Raw genomic sequence first — 24732 nt, 5'->3', positions numbered from 1 at the left:
CAACGTCCCTTTTACTCCAAACAACGAGTACCGAGCGCAAGAATGCATCTTGTCTCAATGGTTAATATAATATACAATAGATCAATTTTTGAATATTATATTAACCATTGAGGTTTGGAAAAGATGGCAAAAAAAAGAGTGATAATCTCACCTACACTGGAAGATCTTCTATCGACGGTCGGAGAAAACATCAAACTTGCGCGCTTACGCCGCAAAATTACTGCGACCATGCTGGCAGAGCGTGCAGGTATTAGTCGTGTAACCTTAAGAAAAGTTGAGAATGGTGAAAGCAGTGTCACAATGGCTATTTATGCTAATGTTCTTTTTTGTCTCGGCCTTGAAAAGGATTTATTACGACTTGCCGGAGACGATCCTTTGGGGCGGCGCTTACAAGATGCTGAATTGACTCATACAACTGAGCGTGTCGCTAAGAGGAAGAAGTAATGGCTGTAAAACGACATACAAAAGGCTCAGCAAGAAAATCCATTCAAGTTTGCGCTCATTGGCAGGGGTTGGAAAATCCTATTCTGATGGGAACACTTTATGCCGCCCCTTCAAGAGGAAAAGAGATTTTTTCTTTTGAATACTATCCTGCTTGGCTCAAGTCTTCGCATGCACAAGTTCTTGACCCTGGTTTAATGCTATTCTCAGGCCCGCAATATGCTCGCGACGGGCATGATAATTTTGGTTTGTTTCTGGATTCTTCTCCAGATCGCTGGGGCCGTGTTTTAATGCAACGCAGAGAGGCTCAACAAGCGAGAGCAGAAGAAAGAAATGTGCGTCCACTTCTTGAGTCAGATTATTTACTTGGCGTCTATGATGGTCATCGCATGGGGGCTCTACGCTTTCGCCTGGGAGATGATGAGCCTTTTTTAGACAATCAAGAAGATATGGCTGCACCGCCATGGACAAAATTACGGGATTTGGAATATGCCAGCTTGCAGTTAGAGCAGGATGATGCTGAAAACGACAAGGACTATATGAAGTGGCTGAAAATGCTTATTGCCCCTGGAGGGTCACTTGGTGGGGCACGCCCCAAAGCGAGTGTATTAGACGAGAATAGTCATCCATGGATTGCCAAATTCCCTTCTCTCCGCGATGAAATCAACGTTGGTAAATGGGAATACCTTGTTTGTCAATTGGCGAAAAAAGCAGGTATTGTAATGGCACATTCCGATATCCGACATTTCTCAGGAGAATATGATACCTTCCTCACAAAGCGATTTGATCGGACAGAAAAAGGTGAGCGCCTACACTTTGCCTCAGCCATGACGCTTCTTGGCAAAAAAGATGGTGATGGAGGGGATACAGGTGTCAGCTATTTGGATCTTGCAGATTTTCTTGTCCGCAATGGTGCACAAGCCAATGAGGATTTGGGACAGCTTTGGCGGCGGATCGTCTTTTATGTATGCGTATCCAATACTGATGATCATTTGCGAAATCATGGCTTTATGCTGACGGATAGAGGATGGGCACTCTCACCTGCTTATGATATCAACCCTGTTGCAACCGGTGGCGGATTAGCTCTTAATATCTCAAAAGAAGATAACAGCCAGGACCTTGATCTTGTGTTAAGCATTGCCCCTTATTTCCGTGTAGGCAAGGATCGTGCAAATGAGATCATTCAGGAAATAACCACTGTTGTAAGATCTTGGCCGAACATGGCAAAAAGACTAAGTATACCATCTCGTGAATTAAGCGTAATGAAAAGCGCTTTCCGAGTGGCAGATGAAAGCACATAATTTCATTGGCGAGTGTGATTAATGGGACGACCATAAAATTATAATATTCTGCCTGTATATAACGAAATTTCAGTATCTTGGATCAATGCCGATTCCCAATCGGGTAGCCGGGGGTTTTTCTCCCCCCCAGCCCCCACACCACCCCACAAGCGGGTCCGCATAGGGCGGTTCACCAAGTTTACCGGGCCGTAGCCGGGTAATGAATTTTCACCCACTGATCTTTGACAGATATTAATCCTTGTTCAGACAGCCATTTATTGGTCATACCGGCTTGTGTTGCTCTGGTTCTGGACATATGCCATGGCCCTCTTCGGCTAAGTGATGTCGAAATGGCCTCTCTTTTGTAAGTACCCAATTTGAGAAGATTTCGGATTTTGGTACGGGTATACCGCCATTGTTTCCAGTAGCACATCCGCATCCGTCGGCGGAGCCATTCATCTATTCCCGGAATAGGTCGGTAGTATTCCGATATCCCGTAATAATTCATCCAGCCCCGGATATATTCCGCTAACTTCTTGTATCGGTACTCCATGGAGACAAACCAACTTCTTCCGGTAAACAGGCGTAACCGCCGCTTAAATTCCAGAAAGGATTTATCACTCCACCTGATTTTGCCGTTTATAAACACAAAACCAAGAAAGCCGCACTCTTCCACTGGTGCTACTTTGCTTTTCTTCTCATTGACTTTGAGCCGAAGCTTCTGTTCAAGAAACCTTCGGATACTTGCCATCACCCTATTCCCGGCACTCAGACTCTTCACCATAATGATGAAATCATCTGCATACCGGACAAAATGGTGACCGCGCCTTTCCAGTTCCTTGTCAAGATCATCAAGAAGGATATTAGCGAGCAACGGTGAAAGTGGACCGCCCTGGGGAACACCGGTTGGTGTCGCCTGGAGACGGTCTTTGACCATAACGCCAGCCCTGAGATATTTACCGATAAGCTTGAGAACACGCTTATCTTTTATCCGGCGGGATACTCTAACCATAAGGACATCGTGATTCACTTTATCGAAAAATTTCGACAAATCGGTATCAACGGCTACAGTACAGCCCTGTCCTATGTATTGTTTTACCTGCCGGACCCCATTATGGGCTGACCGTCCAGGCCTGAAGCCGCAACTTGACTCCGAAAACAGCGGGTCAAATATTAACCCTAAGACCTGTGCTATCGCTTGCTGGATAATTCGATCCAGCACTATGGGAATACCAAGAGGACGTTTACTGCCGTCCGGTTTCGGTATTTCCACCCTGAGAACAGGAGAAGGAACATATGTCCCTTCAAATAAGTCTAAACGTATCTGCGGCCATAACTCACGGAAGGTTCCCGGGAATTGTTCGACAGTTACACCGTCGATTCCGCAAGCACCTTTGTTAGCACGCACCTGTTTCCAGGCCTGATGGATATTTTCTGTCGAAAGAATACGTTCCAGTAGTTGATCATTTGAAAATGGTTCTTTCATGACGCGCCTGTACACTACTCCTCCATTCGGATTCATTGTACGCACAAAGCTCATGAACACCTCCTTTTCTCTTAATGTTCGGTCCTTCACCCTGTCCGGGACATTACTCCCGGCGTTGGCTACTATGACGTCTGCTGACTTCTGTCCCGTCACTCTACCGGTTACCCGGCAAGGCGCAGTAAAGATTCCTCTTTGCATGTGTTGCCTATTATTCGTATCTCACCTCCGTCGACAACAGCCGGAGGTGCCTGGACCTTGGTATCCCGGTAAGGTCCGTGCCGGGGATTATTGCAAAGGGATCCACCGCATGCAGGACAGATCTCCCCGGATAAGAACGTGAACTGTCACTACACAACCGCAGCATTTACCCTGTCTCCTGAATCCTGGGCTTCGACATGTTGTGCTGGCTTACCCGGAGACCAGGCCTTATATGCTGTTTCTGTTCGTCGGCTCATAGTTTTGCACTCCAACTTCCTTCAGACGGTCCCTCGCGGTTCCGCCCTTGTTTTCGGCTAATACTTCTGTTAATGCTGTATGCATCAACAGGATTCACGTATAGGGGACTTGCACCCCATAAGTTCACGCCCGTGCCGGGCGTACACAAAAAAATGCACCGGATAAACCGGTGATTTTCGTGTTCACGGCGGCTCCGCCGCCGTGAATCGCGGTGCTGACTTCGTCCAGTACCGCGATTATATTTTAAAATTATGATCAACTGTCTAAATAAGTGGAAAAACAAAATAAGGATTAAGCGTTGTGGAATACACAAGGCAGAGGAAAAGGATATTGATTTTGTTATTGAACAAATTGTTGAAGGAGCAAAAAAAAGGCATTTTATAGAAGCTATCTTAATTCCTGATGAACAAAACAAATATCGTAACATGTTATTGGGATTAGTTAATGGATATCCCGCAACAAGCCTAAGTGCAAAAGAGGTCGAAACAAAATGGGGACAACTCTGGATGTATGGGAATAACAAAGATGGAAATATCGGTTTTTTCCTAATAATGGAAAAATATGAAGGCAGCGGGTTCGATGAAATTGAATTGTTAATGGCAAGTATTAAAAAAGAAAGCCAAGGATTTGGGCACGGAACAAACCTTATTAATTTTTTTAAAACACTTTGCCAAAAACAAACAACTTTATACGCACGATGCTATTTTGCTTCTGAAAGTATGTGTAAAATTTTATTACGGGCTGGTTTCGTAAAAACAAACACAACACCCGAAGGTACTCGGGAACTTGAATACAAAAAAATATAACCTATTCGCTGGAGCTGATCTGGGGTTACTGCCTCATTAAAAAACTTAGAAACACTGTGTTTGGAGGGCTCAAATCCCAGGCAAATTCAGTTCAACCGTTGGAGAATGAGATGGAAGATACATACTGGGACTATTTCTTGGCATTAAAGAAAATAGGGGACAGACCCCGATTTTCTGCATGAGAATACAATTGAGAAAAGACCGTGATCTTGTTCGTCAACTGGATAAATTGACCGAATTGATCAATAAAAGTCAAAAGTCGACTTGACCCTAACGTTGCATAAAAAAGTTAGTAAATAAGCCTATGACCCTTCCCAATCAAGCTTTTCCAGGTTTTTTGAGCAATTTCCAGGACTTCACTTTTGGTGAGGTCCTGAATTATTCTGAAAAAATGGTTTCCCATAATGATAGCAGCCTTCTTCCTATTTAATGGTGCTTATTTAATGCAACGTTAGGGTTGACCCCATTTCACATGATGGAAGCCGGCAATATTTTGTCTCCAAGCTGACCGAGACACAAAAAGATATTTTATCGATTCTGGATGTGCCGGAAAAATGCTACACTCACCAATACTTGTTTGATACTTCATAACCTGGTCAAAATTGGCCAAAGTAAAAAATCGGATAATTGCATCCAAAACTACTGAAACTGATCAACGACAATTATTTTTTCCCCTCGCATTGAATCGCACAAAATGTAACCGCACTGTATCTATTGCCTCACGAATAATGTTACCCAAAACAGATTATAAAAATATGTGGAGGGTAGATTGTGAGGTCACTAATGAGTTTTCAAGCAAAAAGAGAATTGTTGGCAAATGTTGCTCCCCGATATAGGGAAGAAAATAAGAAGCACAAATCAGTTATTTTGAACGAATTCATTTTAGCAACTGGATACTCGCGTAAATATGCAATCCGGTTACTGTCTTTAAAAGAGTTACCGGTTGTGAGAAGAATTAAAAAGCCACGGCCAAGAATTTATAACAGTGACGTTCAAGAAGCATTGAAAATTGCCTGGGCGGCTTCAAACTATATCGCCTCAAAAAGGCTTGCCCCGTTTTTGAAGGATCTGGTGCCGACTTTGGAACGTTACGGACACCTTGAACTTAACGACGAAACCCGTTCTCAACTTATTTCAATAAGCCCCGCAACGATTGACCGAATTTTAAAACCAATAAGAAACAATGGCCTGAATATGAGTACAACCAAACCCGGAAAACTTCTTAAACATCAGATTCCGATAAGAACATTTACTGATTGGGAGGAAGATGAGCCTGGTTTTTTTGAGGCTGACCTGGTAGCACATTGTGGCTGGAGCATGGAAGGAGAATTTCTTTATACATTGGTTTTGACAGATATCGCCACAGGTTGGGTCGAGTGTATTGCTCTACCATACCGCAGTGGTTCTGCTGTTATTCATGCTTTGGATAAAGCCCAGGAATTGATACCTTTTCCAATATTAGGGATTGATACTGATAACGGAACTGAGTTCATCAATACTGAATTGATCCGTTATTGCGAAAAAGAAAAGATAACTTTTACCAGGGGAAGAGCATATAAGAAAAACGATCAGTGTTATGTTGAGCAGAAAAACGGAATAGTTGTAAGGCAGATAGTCGGGTACGATCGTTTTGAAGGTCACCATGCTTATATGCAACTCTCTGAGTTATATCGGGCAGTACGCCTTTATGTGAATTTCTTCCAACCTTCAATGAAGCTGAAAAAAAAATGGCGAGATAACAGCAAAATAAAGAAAACATATGATGCTGCACAAACCCCATTTCAAAGGTTGAAACAAGCCGTCCAGATCCAAAAGGAAACAAATGAAAAGCTGGAATTGGTAAACTATTCTTTGGATCCGGTTCTTCTGTTAAAGCAAATTCAGTTTTTACAGGATGCGCTGTGGAAACATGTAACTTTGGCGAAACAACCTTCCTCCGGTAAAAATGAAGATAGGCAGCCTCTATACGGTTTTAAATTACCATTAACTACGGAAGAGCCTACTGAAAAAAACAATGACAATTTGATTTTAGAACCTGGCATTATAAAAAGGAGGCAGTATAGGAAAACGGAAAAACCGCGTGCCAAGCACTGGTGGCGAACCAGGAAGGATCCTTTTGAAGATGCTTGGGATGAGGTCTGTTCATGGTTGGAGAATGATCCTGAAAAGACCGCCAAATCAATGCTTTCAAAACTTCAGGAAAAATATCCAGGACAATACACAAAGGGGCAGCTGAGGACTTTACAGCGGCGGGTCAAAGCCTGGAGGGAAAAAGCCATTATTACATATGATGATAATCTTTTAAAACGTAATCCTTTGGCTGAAGATACCAGAATCGGGGACCTCAAAGCTATAACAGTGGATACCCAAAAAATGGAAAAGGGAAAGCTTACTGTATAATAACGGTACGTTTGGAACTATATAAACAATGTCAGTGCTATGGTGCTAAAATAATGAAAAAAAAAGATGATGATATTCATCCTGTACCATCAGAAAGCATCATCGTAACACATGACAGGGCCGGCTTAGTGGAAAATCCCCTTTAATATCAAAGGGATGATAAACTGTCATTTTTTATGCAAAAATCACCTATTTTTTTTGTAAAGCGTATTACAGTTATCTAAAGCGCTGAATTGGCGACACTCTTGAAGCATTTATATTAAAAAGGAGAGGATATGCGTGGCGGATATAGAGGAAAACTAAAACCGAAGTTGCCGGCACATCTAAAGCGAGTTCGCGTGAACGCTCGAATTCAGCAGTAGATGCTTGATGAGCTCAAAAGAAGAGGTGAGGTTGGGATAGTTTTGGAATCTATATTGATTGAAGCCGGTTTTAAGTATCAACCAGAAAAATGAAGAAAGACTGATACCCTTGGCAGCCCTACGGAATATTTGTTTCGCACTATGGTGCGACCCCTTCAGGGGGACCCTACCGGGGGTTTCAGATTTAGAATCTGAAAGCAACTGGACTCCGCTGCGCTCCGGATTAGGCCCAGGTCAAAACAGAAAGGCTTGGTTTAATATGCTTTTTACCTTCAAATACCAGCCCCTTTTTTAAGGGAGCACTACACGAGTCAATGTTTTTTTCGGTTTCCAAAAATCTTTTTCCCTTGGCCGCTTACAAATGCCATGGTTTAACCAAAATCATACTTCACCGAAAAAAGCCCTGGAAGGAAAAAAAGATTTTCGGACCCTCCGAAAAAAACATTGACTCGCTCCGCTTATCCCTTTTTAGGGGCGTGGGATTTGAAGGAAAAAAGCTGCTGAAACACGAGATAGCGGGATAGAAATCAAAATAGCAAGGGTAATCTGGCAAGAAAGAAGGTCGTTATCATCAAATTTGACAAAGGATTATAGAAAAATGTAACTTAAAAAAAGTCAAAATCGGTCTTGACATTGGGTCCACTTCATATCAACCTGAAAATACAAAAAGGCAACGTAATAAAAAAGTTTGATTTTAATACAGAAGTCAGTATGTTAAAAATTGAATAATAACCCAGAAATAATACCCTCTTGTCGGTAACATTATTCGTGAGGCAACAAATCAGGTATGGTATGATTTATTCATGAGGCAATACGGCGGGAATTATAATTGACGTTCATCACTATGACCCTTCCCAATCAAGCTTTTCCAGGTTTTTTGAGCAATTTCCAGGACTTCACTTTTGGTGAGGTCCTGAATTATTCTGAAAAAATGGTTTCCCATAATGATAGCAGCCTTCTTCCTATTTAATGGTGCTTATTTAATGCAACGTTAGGGTTGACCCCATTTCACATGATGGAAGCCGGCAATATTTTGTCTCCAAGCTGACCGAGACACAAAAAGATATTTTATCGATTCTGGATGTGCCGGAAAAATGCTACACTCACCAATACTTGTTTGATACTTCATAACCTGGTCAAAATTGGCCAAAGTAAAAAATCGGATAATTGCATCCAAAACTACTGAAACCCAAATTCAAACAAGCGAAACTTAAGTTAAGTTAGTTTTATAATTCTTATTTAAACGATTTTACCCATGGAATATTTATGATTGATCGGATTCATCTATCCATATTGAACGAAATTGACCGAAAGGGAACCTTGACAGCCGCAGCCCAAGCCCTTTGCCTGACCCAGCCGGCCCTGACCCACACCATGAAAAAACTTGAATCCAGTATAAGCACCCGGCTCTGGCAAAAAGACGGCCGAGGGTTGCGCCTGACCCGGTCAGGCCGATATTTACTGGAGGTTTCCCGTAAAATACTGCCCCAATTTGCCCAGGCCGAGAAGATGCTTGAGCAATATGCACAGGGCAAAAGGGGGATGCTCTGTATCGGAATGGAGTGCCACCCATGCTACCGCTGGTTTTCAACTATTGTTGCCGAATATCTTACCCAGTGGACGGATGTGGAACTTGATGTTAAACAGGAATTTCAATTTGACGGGATACAGGCGCTGCTGGATTTTGAAATTGACCTGCTCATCACCCCGGATCCTGTAAAAACAAAAAACCTGTCCTTTACGCCCCTCTTTGAGTATGAACATGTGTTAGCTGTCCCCCAAAGCCATTCCCTGGCCCAGCGCGATCACATTCTTGCCGAAGATTTGCTGGATCAGGTGCTGATCACCTACCCCGTCCCCTTGGAACGTCTGGATATTTTCACCCGGTGTCTTATTCCGGCCCAATGTCGTCCCCAACACCATAAAACCATTGAAACTACGGATATCATCCTCCAAATGGTGGCTTCGGGCCGGGGGATCACAGCACTGCCGCGCTGGCTTGTGGAAGACAGTCAAGAAAGATTTGGATTAAAAGCAGTTCCCATCGGTCCAGGCGGCATCTGGAAAGAGATCAGTGCGGGAATCCGGGACCAAGACAGCACAACCGATTATATCCAAGGATTTATCGCCCTTGCCGGATAGCAAAAACCCATGATATATTTTTATGATTACCTAAAAATATATCATTTTTCATCATGCGTTCACTTCCTTTATATTCTTGCCAACTATAACACCACTAATAATATCTGACCAATATTTCAAAAGGTTATGATCTATACCGTGGATTTAAACAGTTAGAGGACATTAAAATTATTTTCAATCATTGAAAAAAGGAAAATTGACAGCATGAAAACCCACAATCTGGGGTTCCCCCGCATCGGTGACAACCGGGAACTCAAACACGCATTGGAATCTTACTGGCGGGGCGAAACGTCCCAAAACGAACTGCTTGAAACCGGTGCCCACCTTCGAAAAAACAATTGGGAGTGCCAAAAAGAGCTTGATTATGTGCCCGTGGGCGATTTTTCATTTTATGACCATGTTTTGGACACCAGCTGGATGCTGGGCAATATCCCTGCCCGGGCACAGAAGACCGGCGGATCAACATTGGACCGGTATTTCCGCACAGCCCGGGGACAGTCCGCAGGCGATGGGGAAGACAACCAGATTTCAGCCGGAGAAATGACCAAGTGGTTTGACACCAACTATCACTACATTGTCCCGGAATTTGATCCATCCACCGAATTTTGCCTGGATGATGGATCTCTATTGGACCAGGTACAAGAGGCGCAAAAGGCAGGTGTAAACCCCAAACCGGTTGTGTTAGGCCCCGTGACCTATCTTTTTTTAGGCAAGGCAGAAAATTTTGATAAGAAAACCCTGCTGAAAAAATTGCTGCCGGAGTATGTTGGCCTGTTGAATCGGCTGGCCGCCCGGGATGTCGAGTGGGTGCAGATAGATGAACCGTTGCTGGTCACGGATTTGGATAATGACTGGAAACACATGCTGAAACAAACCTACCAGGCGTTGGCGAACGAATCTGTCAAGATCATGCTGGCCACCTATTTTGGTCCCCTTGACGATAACCTGGATCTGGCCCTGTCACTGCCGGTTCAGGCCCTTCATGTTGACGCGGTGCGGGGAAAAGACCAGGTACCGGATTTGGTTTCTCGCTTGCCCGAACATATGGTCTTGTCCTTGGGGGTGATTGACGGAAGAAATATCTGGAAAACGGATTTAAACACCCTTTTGGATCAACTGACACCCATCCACGACCAGCTTGGCGACCGGCTGTGGCTGGCCCCCTCCTGTTCCATGCTCCATGTGCCTGTGGATCTGGAAATAGAGACCGGACTGGATACCGAACTTTTAAGCTGGATGGCCTTTGCCCGGCAGAAACTGGTTGAATTGGATCTTCTGGCCAAGGCATTAAACCAGGGTAGAACAATAGTGGCTGCGGCCCTGGAAGAGAACGCAAAGGCATTGGAAAACCGCAAAAAATCCCCACGGATTCACAATCCGGGGGTCCAAGCCCGTCTGGCCCAGGTGGATGACAGTTGGGGAGAACGCAATCTGCCCTACCCGGAACGTGCCAAACGTCATAAAGAGAAACTCAATCTGCCCCTTTACCCCACCACCACCATTGGTTCCTTTCCCCAAACCAAAGAGATCCGTTCATTGCGCCTTAAATTCAAACGAGGACAGATCGGACTGAATGACTACACTACCGGCATTCGGGACCAGATGAAAAGCACCATTGAATTTCAGGAAGAGACCGGCCTGGATGTGCTGGTCCATGGCGAAGCCGAACGTAACGATATGGTGGAGTATTTTGGCGAGCGGTTGGACGGCTTTGCCTTCAGCCGCTATGGCTGGGTGCAGTCCTACGGCTCCCGTTGCGTTAAGCCGCCCATTCTTTTTGGTGACGTGTCCAGGCCCCAACCTATGACCGTGATGTGGATCGTCTATGCCCAGTCCTTGTCAGAAAAACCGGTCAAAGGGATGCTCACAGGCCCTGTAACCATTTTAAACTGGTCCTTTGTCCGGGACGACCAAAGCCGGGCCGACACCTGCCGCCAGATCGCTCTTGCGATCCGTGACGAGGTACTGGATCTTGAAAAGGCCGGTGTTTCCATTATCCAGATAGATGAAGCAGCCTTAAGGGAAGGACTGCCTCTGCGTAAAAATCAGTGGGAGGAATATCTGAACTGGGCAGTGGAGGCATTCCGGATTGCCGCCAATGGGGTCAAAGACGAGACCCAGCTTCATACCCATATGTGCTATTCGGAATTCAACGATATCATTGATGCCATCACACGCATGGATGCCGATGTCATCACCATTGAGGCATCACGTTCGAACATGGAGATATTGAACGCCTTTGACGAAACCGCCTATCCCAACGAAATCGGTCCGGGGGTGTATGATATCCACTCTCCCAACGTACCATCCGTAGATTTCATTGTGACCAACATGAAGGAAGCAGCCAAACGGATTCCCCGGGAACGGCTGTGGATCAACCCGGACTGCGGCCTAAAAACCCGGTCCTGGCCGGAGACAAAGGAATCTTTGAAAAATTTGGTGGAGGCAGCCAAAGTGCTGCGCGCTGCTGCAACGGCCTGACAAAAGCAGGCCTTCTTATCATCAAGAATGGCTATGTTCCCTTTAACTATTGAAAGTCAATTAAAGTGGATGGTTAAAGGGTTCCTCTTTAGAGTATCAATGCCTATTAAAGCAGCTTTTGAAGCCTTCCTTACAGTTGTTTCGTCGTTGTCTGGCATTAGTCTCAACAAATAAAGGGGACATAGCCTCAAGAATTCCAAAATTCCGGGGGAGATGATGCTGTGTTACATAAAAAATAGGCTCATGTTGCGTTTCAGGGTCGTATAATGGTAGAGGATAAATTTTTTGACTCAATTCACCATAGGACCCCAACTGATGCAGGTAAACATAAAGACGCTGATTGATGATAGACAATGTTATGAAACTGTTCGGGAATTGCGCTGGCCGGAAGGGTGCCAAGGATGCCAATGTCCGTTTTGTGATTCCAAGCGAGTAATCAAAAGAGGATTCAATGAAAAAGAACCTGCCAAACAGCGCTATGAATGTAAAGATTGTGGCAAACGCTTCGATGATCTGACGGGCACCATTTTTGCCGGACATCATCAACCACTCAAAGTATGGATATTGTTGCCTCTATTTTATGGGACTGAACTTGTCCAACAGGCAGATTGCCCAAGAACTGGACCTGGACCGCACAGATGTGCAAAAGATGACCACTCAACTTCGTGAAAGCGTGGTAAAAAAAACCACCAGTAACCCTCGAAGGCGAAGTTGAGTGCGATGAGGTCTACATTGTGTCAGGGCATAAAGGAAATCCAGAAGCAGTAGCCCAAAAAGGACGGGAAGGTCGTCGGAATCGTTTAAGGGGTGCCCGTGGTCGGGGTACATTGGAAAAAGAGAAACCACCCGTTTTCGGAATGATTCAGGGATGCGGCCTGGTGGTAATTCAGATGCTTACCAATGTTCGCCAGGTAACGATAGAGCCCTTGATAAAGTCGGTCGTTTCGCCAGGGACTTTGATTTATACTGATGAATACGGGATCTATGCTCGACTAACCGAATGGGGGTACGAGCATAAGAGCGTGAATCACGGGGGAGGAGAATACGCCAGAGACGAGGATGGAGACGGGTTCCATGAAGTCCATGTAAATACGATGGAAGGCTTCTGGTCTCTGCTACGAGGTTGGTTGCGTCCACACCGAGGAATTTCACAGGAGAGGCTCCCTTTTTATCTTGGTTTTTTTGAGTTCGTTCATAACGCTGGCAAGCGAGGAAAGGCCTTGCTCCATTCGCTTGTCGAACTTTTGGTCAAATAAGACCTTGAAACGCAACATGAGCCATTTAAAATTGCTGAATTTCATCTGCGGTCCTTAACTTGCAGTCGAGTCCCGCAGATCAAAATTAAGATTAGAACCGGGATACCCATCACGGCGGTTACGGTAAAAAATACAGGGTATCCCAGTTGGTCTACCATGGTCCCGGAATATCCAGAAAATACCTTTGGCACAAGGGTCATTAATGACGAAAATACGGCATATTGAATGGCGGTAAACCTAACATTGGTCAGGCTGGATAGAAAGGCCACAAATGCAGCGCCTGCTAAACCACCTGCCAGGTTATCCGCAGAAATGACAAGATAAAGCATGGGCAGGGCCGGACCGGTCCAGGCCATTAGAACAAACAAAAGGTTTGTAAGCGCCGACAGTAATGCCCCGGCAAAAAGAATGCGCATCACCCCAAACTGGATGGACAGGGTGCCCCCTAAAAAACCGCCGGCAATAGTCATGAACAGCCCAAATGTTTTTACGATACTTGCGATATGAATTTTTGAAAATCCCATATCCTGGTAAAAGACATTGGAAATAACACCTAAAACAATATCCGAAATTCGGTACAGCCCGATAAGCGCAAGAAGCAGCCAGGCTAAACTTGCACCGTATCGGGAAAAAAAATCCGACACAGGCTCAATATAGGCGGATCGAATCATCTCCATGTCCGCCACCTTTAAGGCCACCATTACCCTTGCAGCTATAAGCGCAACGCCGATACCCGCGCAAAGCCGCGCTGTCGCAATTATAAATCCGGCGGCTGATGGGCTTTTTACGATAAAGACCACCTGTTCTTTTAATGTTGCTGCAATTTCGGATGAAAAATAGAACCATCCCACAAAAGCCACGGCGGAGACTAAAAAAAGAATAAAAAACCGGGCATGATCCGTGATTCGACCTCGATTTACGTCTTTGGCCGTTACTTCAGGTTCTTTAATCACAAATACCGTGATCATACCAATGATCATCAGTCCAGCCATCATCTGGTAGGCCGTGCGCCAGGCCGTGTAATCATACGCGCCCGGTGAGGAGCCTTTAATTTGGGCCAGGAACAAAGCACCTGCACCTGCGGCCAGCATCCCGATCCGATATCCGGCAATATACATAGAAGCCATCAGGGCCTGGAGCCTTTCGCCGGCCGATTCAATGCGGTAGGCATCAATGGCAATGTCCTGGGTAGCCGAAGAAAAGCCTAAGCCCACAGCTGCCAGGGCCATAAGAACCATATAATTTTGCCCTTTTGCCGGATCAATCATGGACATGGCAAAAATTGATCCGGCAATGCAGATCTGGGCCAGAAGTATCCAGGCCCTTCGCCGGCCAAGCACCCGTGTCATCATAGGAATGGGCATCTGATCCACCAAAGGCGCCCAGATAAATTTAAAGGAATACCCCAGGGCAGCCCAAGAAAAAAAGGTGACAGCCGAGCGCTCTACCCCTGCCTCACGAAGCCAAAGGGAGAGGGAGGAAAAAATCAGCAGAATTGGCAGCCCTGCACTGAACCCGAAAAAAAGCATGGTGACCACCCGTGGGTGGGCAAAACTCTTGGCAGTCTCCCATGTTTTTGGGAAAAAACGTTGAAGGCTTGAATCCAGAAAACGTAAAAAAAACAATATATTCCGTAACATAATTAAGAACCAAAAGTGTCGTCAAATTTTACATGAGTACTATAAAAAGATTTCAAAATCCGTCGAAACGGCATAACAGGAGGTGGAAAGGTGATTATCATTGAAAAAACGACGGCACTGGTCAACCATGGCATCCACCTGGTCATCGGTCCTGTCCTGGTTGATATGGATCAAGCCGAGCTGCCCCACAGATGCTCTCCGGCTTAACGCCAGAACATCGGACAGGCGGGAGTGACCCCAACCGGTCCTCTTCAAGTATTCATCATCCGTGTATTCGGTGTCATGGAACAGTACATCTGCATCCTTTGAGAAGTCAATGTATTCTTCGACGCTTCTGCCCTGGGAATGGGTATATCCCAGTTCATTGTCCGTAAGAAACACAAATGTTTTCCCATTTTCCGTAAACCTGTACCCCATGCTGTTTTGGGAATGGGAGGTGGGAATGGTTTCAATATCCAGGCTGCCGATGGAAAAACGATTGTTCAAGGATGAATCAAACCGGATGTCGGCGTTGTAAGCAGTTAATTCTACGGGGAAAAAAGGCATACACATTACCTGTTCAATAACCTTTCGTGTGGTCAGTCCGGCAAAGGTACGGTTCTGGATGTGAACCGTTGTGTCCGCATAAAGCAAAGGATGAAAAAAGGGCAGACCAATAATGTGATCCCAGTGAGTATGGGTCAAAATCAGATAGCATGTCTTAATTTTTTTTTGGACCAGACGCTTACCAAGCCTGCGGATACCGGTACCCGCGTCAATGATCACAATTTCACCGGAATTCGCCTGGATTTCAAAACAGGTGGTATCGCCGCCGTATCTAACATATTGTTGCCCTGATACACAGATTGATCCCCTGGATCCCCAACATTTTATTCGCATGCGTCTTTTGTATCCATTGATTAGACATTTAGTTTATAGAATTAATATTTTAGACTCATATGAAATCGGGCCAAAACCCAATATTATTTTAGCAAATTTAGCAAAAAAACAACCATATTAAAACCTTGTTGTATTAATAAATGCCGGCATAAGAAAATAATTTTTGAATTTTAGGTAAATTATTTTATAAAAAGATTTGGAAATATCAAATTTTTTATACTACATATACCATGCTTTTCGTAAGCTGGCATGTTGTTGTGCGCAACACATACCCATATAACTGTCCCGGGCTTACCTGGCCTTATCAACGTCCAGGTTCAGCCGACAATAAAAGTTGAAAGATCCGTGTAGATTACACAGACTTTCTTATAAAACATAGTTTGAAAAAGGAAATGATAATATGGCACAGGCAATCTCAGACAGACGCGACGTCGATTTTGTATTGCATGAACAAATTGGAACGGTTGACCATGAGTTATTTGAAGAATTTAATAAAAAGACCATTGACCTGATCGTCTCGGAGGCAAGGACCCTTGCCATTAAGGAAATCCTGCCCACATTCAAGGACGGGGATGAAATCGGCTGCACCCTTGAGAACGGTAAAGTGACCACGCCTGCATCCTTTAAGCGGGCGTGGAAGCTGTTTTGCGAAGGTGAATGGCTGGCCATGTGCGATGATCCGGATGTGGGCGGCCAGGGCATGCCCAGAACCGTGGGGTGTGCAGCCCTGGAATATATGGTGGGCGCCAACTCGGCCTTTATGCTGTATTACGGCATGACCCACGGCGCAGCCAAGCTGGTGGAAGCCTTTGGTGATGAGACCCAGAAAAAACTGTACATGAAAAAAATGTTTGCAGGCCAGTGGGGCGGCACCATGCTTCTGACGGAACCCGAAGCCGGTTCCGACGTGGGGGCCTTGACCACCACAGCTACCCGAAATGATGACGGCACCTATACAATCCAGGGCACAAAGATTTTCATCTCTGCAGGCGAACACGATCTTTGCGATAACATCATCCATCCGGTCCTTGCCCGTATTGAGGGTGCACCTGCCGGTACCCGGGGAATCTCATTGTTCCTGGTACCCAAATACCTGGTCAATGAAGACGGCTCCCTAGGTGAATTCAACAATGTGGTATGCACGGGCCTCGAAGAAAAGATGGGCATTCACGGTAATGCCACCTGCACCCTGGCTTTGGGAGACAAAGGAGCTTGTATCGGCACCCTTCTCGGCGAAGAAAACAAGGGCATGCCCGAAATGTTTAAAATGATGAACGAATCCAGGGCGTTTGTGGGTATGCAAGGCTTTGCCGTGGCGTCCGCTGCTTATATGAACGCCCTGGATTACGCCAGGACCCGGGTACAGGGCCGGCATCTTACAGCGGGCAAGGATGCCACGGCCAAAAACGTAACCATCATCAACCACCCGGATGTTAAACGCCAGTTGTTAAACATGAAAGTATACACCGAAGGTATGCGCTCCCTGCACTATTACTATGCCAAATGCGAGGACATTGTTCACACCACCGATGATGAGACATTAAAGGCCGATACCGCGGCTTTAATTGAGGTGCTAACCCCCATTGTAAAAGGCTATATCACGGATAAGGCCCTGGAAGTCTGCTCCCACGGTGTCCAGGTTTACGGTGGGTATGGATACTGCAAGGAATTTCCCGCAGAGCAGCTCATGCGTGATTCCAGAATTTTTATGATTTATGAAGGCACCAACGGCATTCAGGCCATGGATCTTCTGGGCCGCAAGCTCTCTATGAACAAAGGCCAAAGTTTTGCCTATTTCCTGGATCAAATTAAAAAAACTATAGATGAGGCTAAAGGGATTGAAGGCGTCACGGTGCTTGCCGAAAAGATGGAATTTGCCTTGTCCCGGTTTGAAATCCTTGCCGGTGAGCTCGGTGCAAGGTCAAGGTCTGAAAAGGCGCTCAACGCCTATGCCTTTGCCCATCCTTTCCTGGAAATCACAGGCGATATTTCCTTTGCCTGGATGCATCTGTGGCGTGCCTGCATTGCCGCGCCTAAACTGGCTAAAAAAGCGGGTTCCCTTGATCCCGAAGCTGTGGCTGCCAAGGCGGGCAAAAATAAAGATGCCGCTTTTTATGCAGGACAGATAGCCTCGGCCAGATTTTTTATTAATACACTTTTACCCGGATCTTATGGTAAGATGGATGCCATTCTTGAAGGGGATACGTGTGTGGAAGATATACTGGATGTATCCTTTGGCTCAAAATAATTTCGTTTTCTGTATATAGTAGCGGGATCATCCAAAAGGTCCATGAAGGTCCCGGAACTTTTTTTCCGGGACCTGTTTATTTGTTTTAAAAAATAAAATGGAGGAAAAGAACATGCTTGAAACCCTAAAAAATAGTCTGCTCACCGGGGTGGGTATGGCGCTACGTTCCAAAAAAGAAATTGAGACCTTTGCCAAGGAGTTTGCCGAACAGTCTGAGATGAACCAAAAAGAAGCAAAGGACTTTTTAGAAGAGTGTAAAAAGCGGTACGATGACGCAAAATCCAGCCTTGATAAAAAAGTGGAAGAGGTTGTGGAATCGGTGCTCAAACGCCTGGATCTGCCCACCCGTAAAGATGTTGATACACTGAATGCCCGGATTGATGAGTTGTCTAAAAAACTTGAAAAGGATGCCTGAAATCCAGGCCTTTGGCCCTGACCATGCTCAGTTTTAAGACCGTTTCCAAGGTCACCAAACGGTACCGGCATCTGGTCCGTTACCAACAAATCATCGGCATCATTTTCAAATACGGATTTGAGAATAGTATTGAGGCCATGAATATTGATCATTATCTCAATAAAATTCCATTTTCAAAACCCCATCAAAAACTGTCCAGGAATCAACGGATCAGGATGGTGTTGGAGGAACTTGGGCCCACCTTCATTAAAATGGGCCAGGTATTATCCTCTCGCCCCGACCTGATCCCCCTGGATCTGACCCGGGAGCTTGCCAAACTCCAGGACAAGGTGCCCTCCTTTTCGTTTGAACAGGTTGGACAAATTATCCTTGCAGAGTTCGGCAAACCCATCAGTGAGGTGTTCCATTCCTTTGAGGAATCCCCTTTTGCTTCGGCTTCCATCGGACAGGTTCACCGGGCAGAACTGTCGCCGGACGAACCGGTGGCTGTGAAAGTTCAGCGCCCCGGTATCCGCAAAATAATTGAGGTCGATCTGGAAATCATCCACTATCTGGCCCAGGTCATGGAAAAAAACCTGGAAGATATGGACATATTCCGACCCGTGAAAATCGTTGAAGAATTTGCCCAGTCCCTGGAAAAGGAACTGGATTACATGGTGGAGGCGGCCAATATGGAACAGATGGCAGAGCAGTTTGCCAAAGAGCCGGCCATCCATATCCCCGAAGTATACTGGACTCATTCCACACAACGGGTGCTGTGTATGGAATTTATCCGGGGGATCAAGGCCGATGATGTTGAGGCCATTGACCGGGCAGGCCTTGACCGAAAAAAGATTACCCGCACAGGTGCTGATTTTGTCATGCGCCAGGTATTTGAGTTTGGCTTCTTCCATGCTGATCCCCATCCGGGCAATATTTTTATCCTGGAAAACCAACACATCTGCATGATTGATTTCGGAATGACCGGATTTGTGAATTCGACCACCCGGGAGTTATTCATTGATTTACTCCAGGGGCTTGCCTCAAAAAATACCCAGAAGACAGCCCGTTTGCTATGCCGTCTGACCGAGCCTGAAGAATCGGTCAATATGGCAGCCCTGGAAAAGGATATTTCACAATTTTGTGCCATATACTTGTCCAGAAAGCTTGAAGAAATCAATGCCAGCCGTATGATCCACCAGTTTCTTGAGCTTTGTGCCCGGCACGGGTTGAGAATCCCGCCGGACCTGTTTTTAATGATAAAGGCGTTTATCAGTATTGAGGGGGTGGCACGCACGTTGGATCCACAGTTTGACATGCTTGGCCATGCCCGGCCCTATATCAGGGCGGCTGGCTTGCGCAAGTATTCAATACCGCGCCTTTCCAGGGAGTTCACCAGCATAGCCATGGATATCTTTGCCCTTTTGCAGACCCTGCCATCGGATACAAGCCAGATTATCACACAGATAAAACAGGGCAAAATAAAGGTTTCCATCAAAATAGAAGGCCTGGAACGGTTGATGAGGGTCCAGGATCAGACATCCAATCGAATCTCCTTTGCCATTATTATTGCTTCCCTGATCCTGGGCTCGGCCATTGTACTCAACTCCCGGATCCCTCCTATGATTCTCGGGGTCTCGGTCATCGGCATTGCCGGATTCCTTGCTGCTGCTGTTTTGGGTGTCTGGCTGTTGGTGGCCATTATTCGCAGGGGGCGACTGTGAGAGCAAGGGACGCAAAAATATGAGTTTTATTGCTTAACCCGGTTTTCTGTTCCGTTACTGCCCAAACCCCATTTAGTGCCACTCGTACAGATCGAAAATTTTTGGGATAAATCAAGGATACCCTATCAGAGGTTACCGGTAAAAAAAAGCAAAGCATCCAGTATGGTCATGGGATGGGGTGGGCAGCCCGGAATATAAAGATCCACGGGCAGGATGTCATCAACCCCGTTGTACTGCTCGTCGTGATCCATATAAGGGCCGCCAGAAATGGCACAGGCCCCGGTGACAATGACCACTTTGGGATGGGGTACGGCCGCATAAGTTTTTTCCAGGGCCAATTTCATGTTCCGGGTCACCGGACCGGTTATCAGAAGGCCGTCGGCATGCCGGGGGGAGGCCACAAAGTCAATGCCGAACCGGGACAGGTCCCAGCCGATGGTGGTAAGCACATTGGTATCTGCCTCACAGGCATTGCATCCACCGGCACACACCTGGCGCAGCTTGAAAGAGCGTTTGAACATCCGATGATGTCCGGGCACTGGGATATCACGGGGCTGGGGCATGTTTTCGTGAATCAGGAGATCTGTCCTGTTCACCGCAGCCATGTGGTATGCGTTGGAAAAAAAGATGACTCCCCTGGGGCAGACGGTTTCACATTTTCGGCAGAATAGACATTTTCCAAGATCAAGAACAGGTGGCACCAGGGACTGATCTTTCCGATCCGGCATTACGATGGCGCCTGTGGGACATACCGCTGTGCATGCAGTACAGTCCTTTGCGCAGTTTCCCCGGATCACCGGCACACCGGCAAATCGTTCCGGAAGAGCCGGGGCCGGGCCCTGGGGCCAGGATATGGTACGGTATTTTTGCTGGAGTCGGGTTTTGAGTATCTCTAACATGTGTGTGGGTTCCTTTATCCTTTTTGGGCTTGCTCATAACATCGGCCAGCCATCATAATTGGTGGGCCAATGGCGTGATCCCGTTTTCAGTCACCGTGTGCGGGCAGATTTGACACCCCCATGAAGCGTCCTATGTGGCCAAAATTAAAAACAAGTCCCCAAACGGGGCCATTGATTTACAGGTCATGACCGCAGTAGGAAAGGTTAAAACTCTTGTTGCACAAGGGAAAATCACTAATCTGCTGGTTCCGCAGGGCCATGGCAACTCCCAACCAGTTATGGAATGACGGATCTACAATCTTGTAAAATAAGAATTTCCCCTGGCTGTCCGTAGCCGCCGTATGACATATTTCACCCCGCCAACCTTCTGTCAGAACGGTGGTGGTTGTTCCAGGGCAAAGCCCTCCCTCCCAGGGGTGGGAAACGGGTCCCGGAGGAAGGGATTCAAGCCAGGTGCGGATCAATGCCAGACTTTCCTGGATTTCCCGCCACCGGACATGGGCCCTTGCAAAACAGTCCCCAAAGGTTTCCACCATGACGTTAATTGGCAGTGTGTGGTAGATGCCATAGGGGTGGCAGGCGCGCACATCCCGGGACAGACCCGATGCCCGGGCCGCAGGCCCCACAAATCCGATGGTGCGGGCCATCTCTTCCTCAATTTTTCCGGTTTGTTCAAGCCGGGCCAGCACCGACGGGGTGTTGAACATCAGATCCATGGCACCTGTGGCATCCTTTTCTATGTCATTCAGGCGTGTTTGTATTACCGGTATCAGATCCATGGTTATATCCCAGAAGGTTCCCCCGGGAATGACAAGCCCCCTGCCAAACCGGTTGCCGCAGATCAGGGCCGTGAGGTTCAGGACGTCCCCCCGGATGCGGCCGCAATAACTCATAGTGGGTAGAAAGCCCGCATCCCCTGCAATGGCACCCAAGTCCCCGATGTGGTTGGCCATACGTTCCAGCTCTGCTGCAATTCCCCGGATCATCTGGCCCCTTTGGGGGACATCAATACCGGCCAGGGCTTCAATAACAGTGCAGCCGGCCGTGGTATGACCGATTGTGGTGTCTCCGGCAAGGGTTTCAAAATAATGAATCGTGCGTAAATCCGGCCCCCTCTTAAGGGCCTGTTCAACCCCCCGGTGCTGATATCCCAGGCTGATTTCCAGGTGATAAACCGTTTCGCCATGGCATTGAAATCTGAAATGTCCGGGCTCTATGATGCCAGCATGCACCGGTCCTACGGCCACTTCATGGACCTGGTTTCCCTGCATGGTAAAAAAGTCTGTCAACCCCATCACGGGTTGGTTTTTAATAGATTTTTTTTTGTCCAGGGGGAAGCGCACCGGTTTAAGCCAGGGGTGGCCCGTGGGCATGATTCCCCATTGTTCATGGAGTTCACGTTCAAACAGATGGGCCTGGGGACAGGCTGTGGTCAGGTTCTCATAGGCCTTTGTCACCCGGGTGGTGAAGGTTTCCAGGGTGCCGGTTTCATCATGGGCCAGGACCACCAGTATTTTTGTACCTGCATCATCGGATGAAATGCCGGAAAAAGAGCTGATTCGCCCCCCTTGCTTCACCCCATCCAGGACCCGGGAGCGAAAGTCTTCAATACCCAGAAGCGGAAGATCCTGCAACTTGACGACGTCCCCTGACAGGCGTTCCCCGTTTTTTTCTTCAGAAATCATTATTGTCCTCCAAGGGACCGGGAGACCCCGTCCAGAAGTCCGGAAAGCCACGGCGGCATGTAGATGCCCAGCACAAAAGAAAGGAAACCAAAAAAGGCCAGGGGAGCAATGGACCACACCGGTTCCTTTTTAAGCGATAATTTTTTTGCATTATTTTCATCAGGCGTAGTCTGCAACGGGTCGGTGGGCGGGGAAAATATCATGGGCAGCACCTTGGCGGTGAGGGCCGCAAAAATAATCCCCAATGCCAGCAGATAGGCCCCGGCCACGAAAAAACGTCCAGTGTCCAACATGGCACCAAGAATGGTCAGTTCACTTAAAAATATGCCAAAGGGGGGCATGCCCACAATGGCCATGGCACCGGCAAGCCACAGCATGGCGGTGAAGGGACGGGTGTACATAAGGCCTTTGACGTCTGCAATAGTTTTTGTCTGATAGGCCGCCATGATATTGCCCGCAGTCATGAACAGCATGCCCTTGATCAGAGAATGATTGACGGCATGGAACAAGCTGCCGGTGATGCCCATGCCCCCGATGCCAAGCCCCAGGGCAATGATGCCCATGTGCTCCACACTGGAGTAGGCCAGCATGCGCTTGAAGTCTTTTTGGCCGATGATGAACACGGCGGCAAAGCCAAGGGAAATAAGGCCCAGCAGGACAAAAAGCATGCGACTGGTGTCCCCCAGTCCGGCGGTGATCATCACCGTATGAATTCTCAAAAGCACCAGGAACGCGCAGTTTAAAAGGGCTCCGGATAACAGGGCGGATATGGAAGAGGGGGCTTCGCTGTGGGCATCGGGCAGCCAGTTGTGCATGGGGGCCAGGCCCATTTTTGTACCATATCCCACAAGGCACAAAACAAAGGCGGCCTTCATCCAGGTGGGATTAAGACTTGAGGCATGGCCGATTAAATCGTCCAGGGCCAAGAGGGGCCCAGCCCCTTCAATGTGGGTTCCGGCCACCACAATAAAGAAGTTTCCCAGCATGGCAAGGGCAATACCCACGGAACAGATCAGGATATATTTCCATACGGCTTCAAGGCTTCTGTGATGGCGGTGGTAATAGATCAGCGGCGCACTGGACAGAGTGGTGGCTTCGATGGCCACCCACATCAGGCCCAGATGACGGCTCACCGTCACAAGGGTCATGGTGGCAAGAAAAAAGAGCATGCAGCCCACAAACACAGCGTTGTGGCTGTTTTTAAAGAAAAAATGCTCCTCTATGTCCTTTATGGGGCTGTCTCCTTCTGCTTTAAGGTATCCAAAGGTATAAACAGCGGCCCCTAAAAACAACAGACTGGTAATAGCAAGGAAAAGGAGACCGGCATCGTCGAGTCCGATCCACTGTGATGAAATTGTCTGTTCCCGGTGGCAGGCCAGGATAAGTACCATGGTCGAATGACACAAGGCGCTGATCACCAGAAGATACCGGCACAGGTTGCTGCTGCGGGATAAAAGACAAAAAAGGCCAAGACTTGCCGGAAGGATTAGAAGTGCCCAGATCATTACAGATCCCTCAGGACACTCAGGCGGTCCGTGTCAATGTGATTGAATTCCCGGCTGATATGAAAGATGGCCACCCCCATGATGAGCACGGCCACAAATACATCCAGCAGCACACTTAATTCCACAATAAGGGGTTCATGAATGGCCATGGCCACCCCAAAAGTATAAATCCCGTTTTCCATGACCATATATCCCAACACCTGGGTAATGGCCTTTTTGCGGGCAATGATCATGAACAGTCCGGAAAACAGGGTGAACAGGGATACCGGCAGGAAAAGATCTTCAATCAGGGTGTGGGAAAGGGAAAGGGGCCGGGAAATCATCACGCTGATACCCAGCAGCACCACTCCGATAATCAGGGAGGGGGAGTACCCCACCAAGGGGTCCAGCTCCCTTGAAATGATGTTTTTTTGAACCACCCGGGTGAGCATCCAGGGCAGCACGGCGGCTTTTAGAAATACATTCACGACCAGCATGAAATAAAGATGTAAAGACATGTGACCCTGATGGGTCATCCAGGCCACACCGGAAAGTATCAGCGCCTGTATCACCAGTACGTGAATGCAGGGCATCAGGCGGCTTGAGCTGATGAGCCGGAAATTAAGCAAAATCAGAAGAATAACCAGGAAGTTAAAAATGCTGTTCATT

Annotated in this window: 18 protein-coding genes; 11 read left to right on the top strand and 7 right to left on the bottom strand. The window is 47.0% G+C overall.

All coding sequences use genetic code 11. The annotated features are described in order from the left end of the window. Positions 1–123: 123 nt before the first annotated feature. On the top strand, positions 124–444 hold the full coding sequence (locus EYB58_RS15980; protein WP_015906226.1) for a helix-turn-helix domain-containing protein: 321 nt from the start codon (positions 124–126) through the stop codon (positions 442–444). Beyond that, the gene (locus tag EYB58_RS15975; protein WP_111960634.1) at positions 444–1742 is read left to right on the top strand and encodes a type II toxin-antitoxin system HipA family toxin; all 1299 of its coding nucleotides are present in this window, start codon (positions 444–446) and stop codon (positions 1740–1742) included. The genes EYB58_RS15980 and EYB58_RS15975 overlap by 1 nt, the downstream gene beginning before the upstream one ends. Positions 1743–1920: 178 nt before the next feature. Here the strand turns inward: EYB58_RS15975 and ltrA are convergent, their stop codons facing one another. Further along, on the bottom strand, positions 1921–3207 hold the full coding sequence (gene ltrA / locus EYB58_RS15970; protein WP_242637401.1) for a group II intron reverse transcriptase/maturase: 1287 nt from the start codon (positions 3205–3207) through the stop codon (positions 1921–1923). A gap of 707 nt (positions 3208–3914) precedes the next feature. On the opposite strand from ltrA, the gene EYB58_RS15965 reads away from it, so the two are divergent. From EYB58_RS15965 to EYB58_RS24805, 6 genes are all read left to right on the top strand, one after another. Continuing rightward, on the top strand, positions 3915–4469 hold the full coding sequence (locus tag EYB58_RS15965; RefSeq protein WP_111960853.1) for a hypothetical protein: 555 nt from the start codon (positions 3915–3917) through the stop codon (positions 4467–4469). Positions 4470–5252: 783 nt separating this feature from the next. After that, positions 5253–6869: an integrase catalytic domain-containing protein gene (locus EYB58_RS15960; RefSeq protein ID WP_111960835.1), complete on the top strand. Its 1617-nt coding sequence runs from the start codon at positions 5253–5255 to the stop codon at positions 6867–6869. Between the two features lie 1628 nt (positions 6870–8497). Further along, complete coding sequence (locus EYB58_RS15950; protein WP_111954770.1) at positions 8498–9373, top strand: LysR family transcriptional regulator; 876 nt, start codon at positions 8498–8500, stop codon at positions 9371–9373. A gap of 204 nt (positions 9374–9577) precedes the next feature. Beyond that, positions 9578–11854: a 5-methyltetrahydropteroyltriglutamate--homocysteine S-methyltransferase gene (gene metE / locus EYB58_RS15945; RefSeq protein WP_111954772.1), complete on the top strand. Its 2277-nt coding sequence runs from the start codon at positions 9578–9580 to the stop codon at positions 11852–11854. Between the two features lie 315 nt (positions 11855–12169). After that, positions 12170–12523: an IS1/IS1595 family N-terminal zinc-binding domain-containing protein gene (locus EYB58_RS23550; RefSeq protein WP_207309067.1), complete on the top strand. Its 354-nt coding sequence runs from the start codon at positions 12170–12172 to the stop codon at positions 12521–12523. 65 nt (positions 12524–12588) lie between these two features. Further along, positions 12589–13110, top strand: coding sequence for an IS1595 family transposase (locus tag EYB58_RS24805; RefSeq protein ID WP_207309066.1), 522 nt, complete (start codon positions 12589–12591; stop codon positions 13108–13110). 41 nt (positions 13111–13151) lie between these two features. Here the strand turns inward: EYB58_RS24805 and EYB58_RS15935 are convergent, their stop codons facing one another. Both EYB58_RS15935 and EYB58_RS15930 read right to left on the bottom strand, forming a co-directional pair. Next, positions 13152–14750 (bottom strand): AmpG family muropeptide MFS transporter, encoded by a 1599-nt coding sequence (locus EYB58_RS15935; RefSeq protein ID WP_111954774.1) that lies wholly within the window; start codon positions 14748–14750, stop codon positions 13152–13154. A gap of 39 nt (positions 14751–14789) precedes the next feature. Further along, positions 14790–15629: an MBL fold metallo-hydrolase gene (locus tag EYB58_RS15930; protein ID WP_111954776.1), complete on the bottom strand. Its 840-nt coding sequence runs from the start codon at positions 15627–15629 to the stop codon at positions 14790–14792. A gap of 400 nt (positions 15630–16029) precedes the next feature. Here EYB58_RS15930 and EYB58_RS15925 point away from each other — a divergent pair, with 400 nt between their 5' ends. The 3 genes from EYB58_RS15925 to EYB58_RS15915 all read left to right on the top strand — a co-directional run bounded on the left by EYB58_RS15925 (position 16030) and on the right by EYB58_RS15915 (position 19995). Next, positions 16030–17877 carry an acyl-CoA dehydrogenase family protein gene (locus EYB58_RS15925; RefSeq protein ID WP_111954778.1) on the top strand — a complete coding sequence of 616 codons (1848 nt, stop codon included), beginning with the start codon at positions 16030–16032 and terminating at the stop codon, positions 17875–17877. A 112-nt stretch (positions 17878–17989) separates the two neighbouring features. After that, on the top strand, positions 17990–18292 hold the full coding sequence (locus EYB58_RS15920) for a phasin family protein (protein ID WP_111954780.1): 303 nt from the start codon (positions 17990–17992) through the stop codon (positions 18290–18292). Between the two features lie 23 nt (positions 18293–18315). Then, positions 18316–19995, top strand: coding sequence for an ABC1 kinase family protein (locus EYB58_RS15915; protein WP_111954920.1), 1680 nt, complete (start codon positions 18316–18318; stop codon positions 19993–19995). A gap of 125 nt (positions 19996–20120) precedes the next feature. Here the strand turns inward: EYB58_RS15915 and EYB58_RS15910 are convergent, their stop codons facing one another. The 4 genes from EYB58_RS15910 to EYB58_RS15895 form a co-directional block, all read right to left on the bottom strand. Next, complete coding sequence (locus tag EYB58_RS15910) at positions 20121–20894, bottom strand: NADH-quinone oxidoreductase subunit B family protein (protein ID WP_111954782.1); 774 nt, start codon at positions 20892–20894, stop codon at positions 20121–20123. 176 nt (positions 20895–21070) lie between these two features. After that, positions 21071–22579: a hydrogenase large subunit gene (locus tag EYB58_RS15905; RefSeq protein ID WP_111954784.1), complete on the bottom strand. Its 1509-nt coding sequence runs from the start codon at positions 22577–22579 to the stop codon at positions 21071–21073. After that, positions 22579–24084 carry a proton-conducting transporter transmembrane domain-containing protein gene (locus tag EYB58_RS15900; RefSeq protein ID WP_111954786.1) on the bottom strand — a complete coding sequence of 502 codons (1506 nt, stop codon included), beginning with the start codon at positions 24082–24084 and terminating at the stop codon, positions 22579–22581. Before EYB58_RS15900 ends, EYB58_RS15905 begins: the two co-directional genes overlap by 1 nt. Further along, a complete protein-coding gene (locus EYB58_RS15895; RefSeq protein WP_111954788.1) occupies positions 24084–24731 on the bottom strand; it encodes an NADH-quinone oxidoreductase subunit K in 648 nt (215 codons plus the stop codon). Before EYB58_RS15895 ends, EYB58_RS15900 begins: the two co-directional genes overlap by 1 nt. Position 24732 lies beyond the last annotated feature (1 nt).

Origin of the sequence: Desulfobacter hydrogenophilus (genome assembly GCF_004319545.1) — a bacterium.
In the GTDB taxonomy this organism is placed as follows: domain Bacteria; phylum Desulfobacterota; class Desulfobacteria; order Desulfobacterales; family Desulfobacteraceae; genus Desulfobacter; species Desulfobacter hydrogenophilus.
Note: the sequence above shows the minus strand (reverse complement) of the source record. Positions and strands in the feature narration are given on the sequence as shown.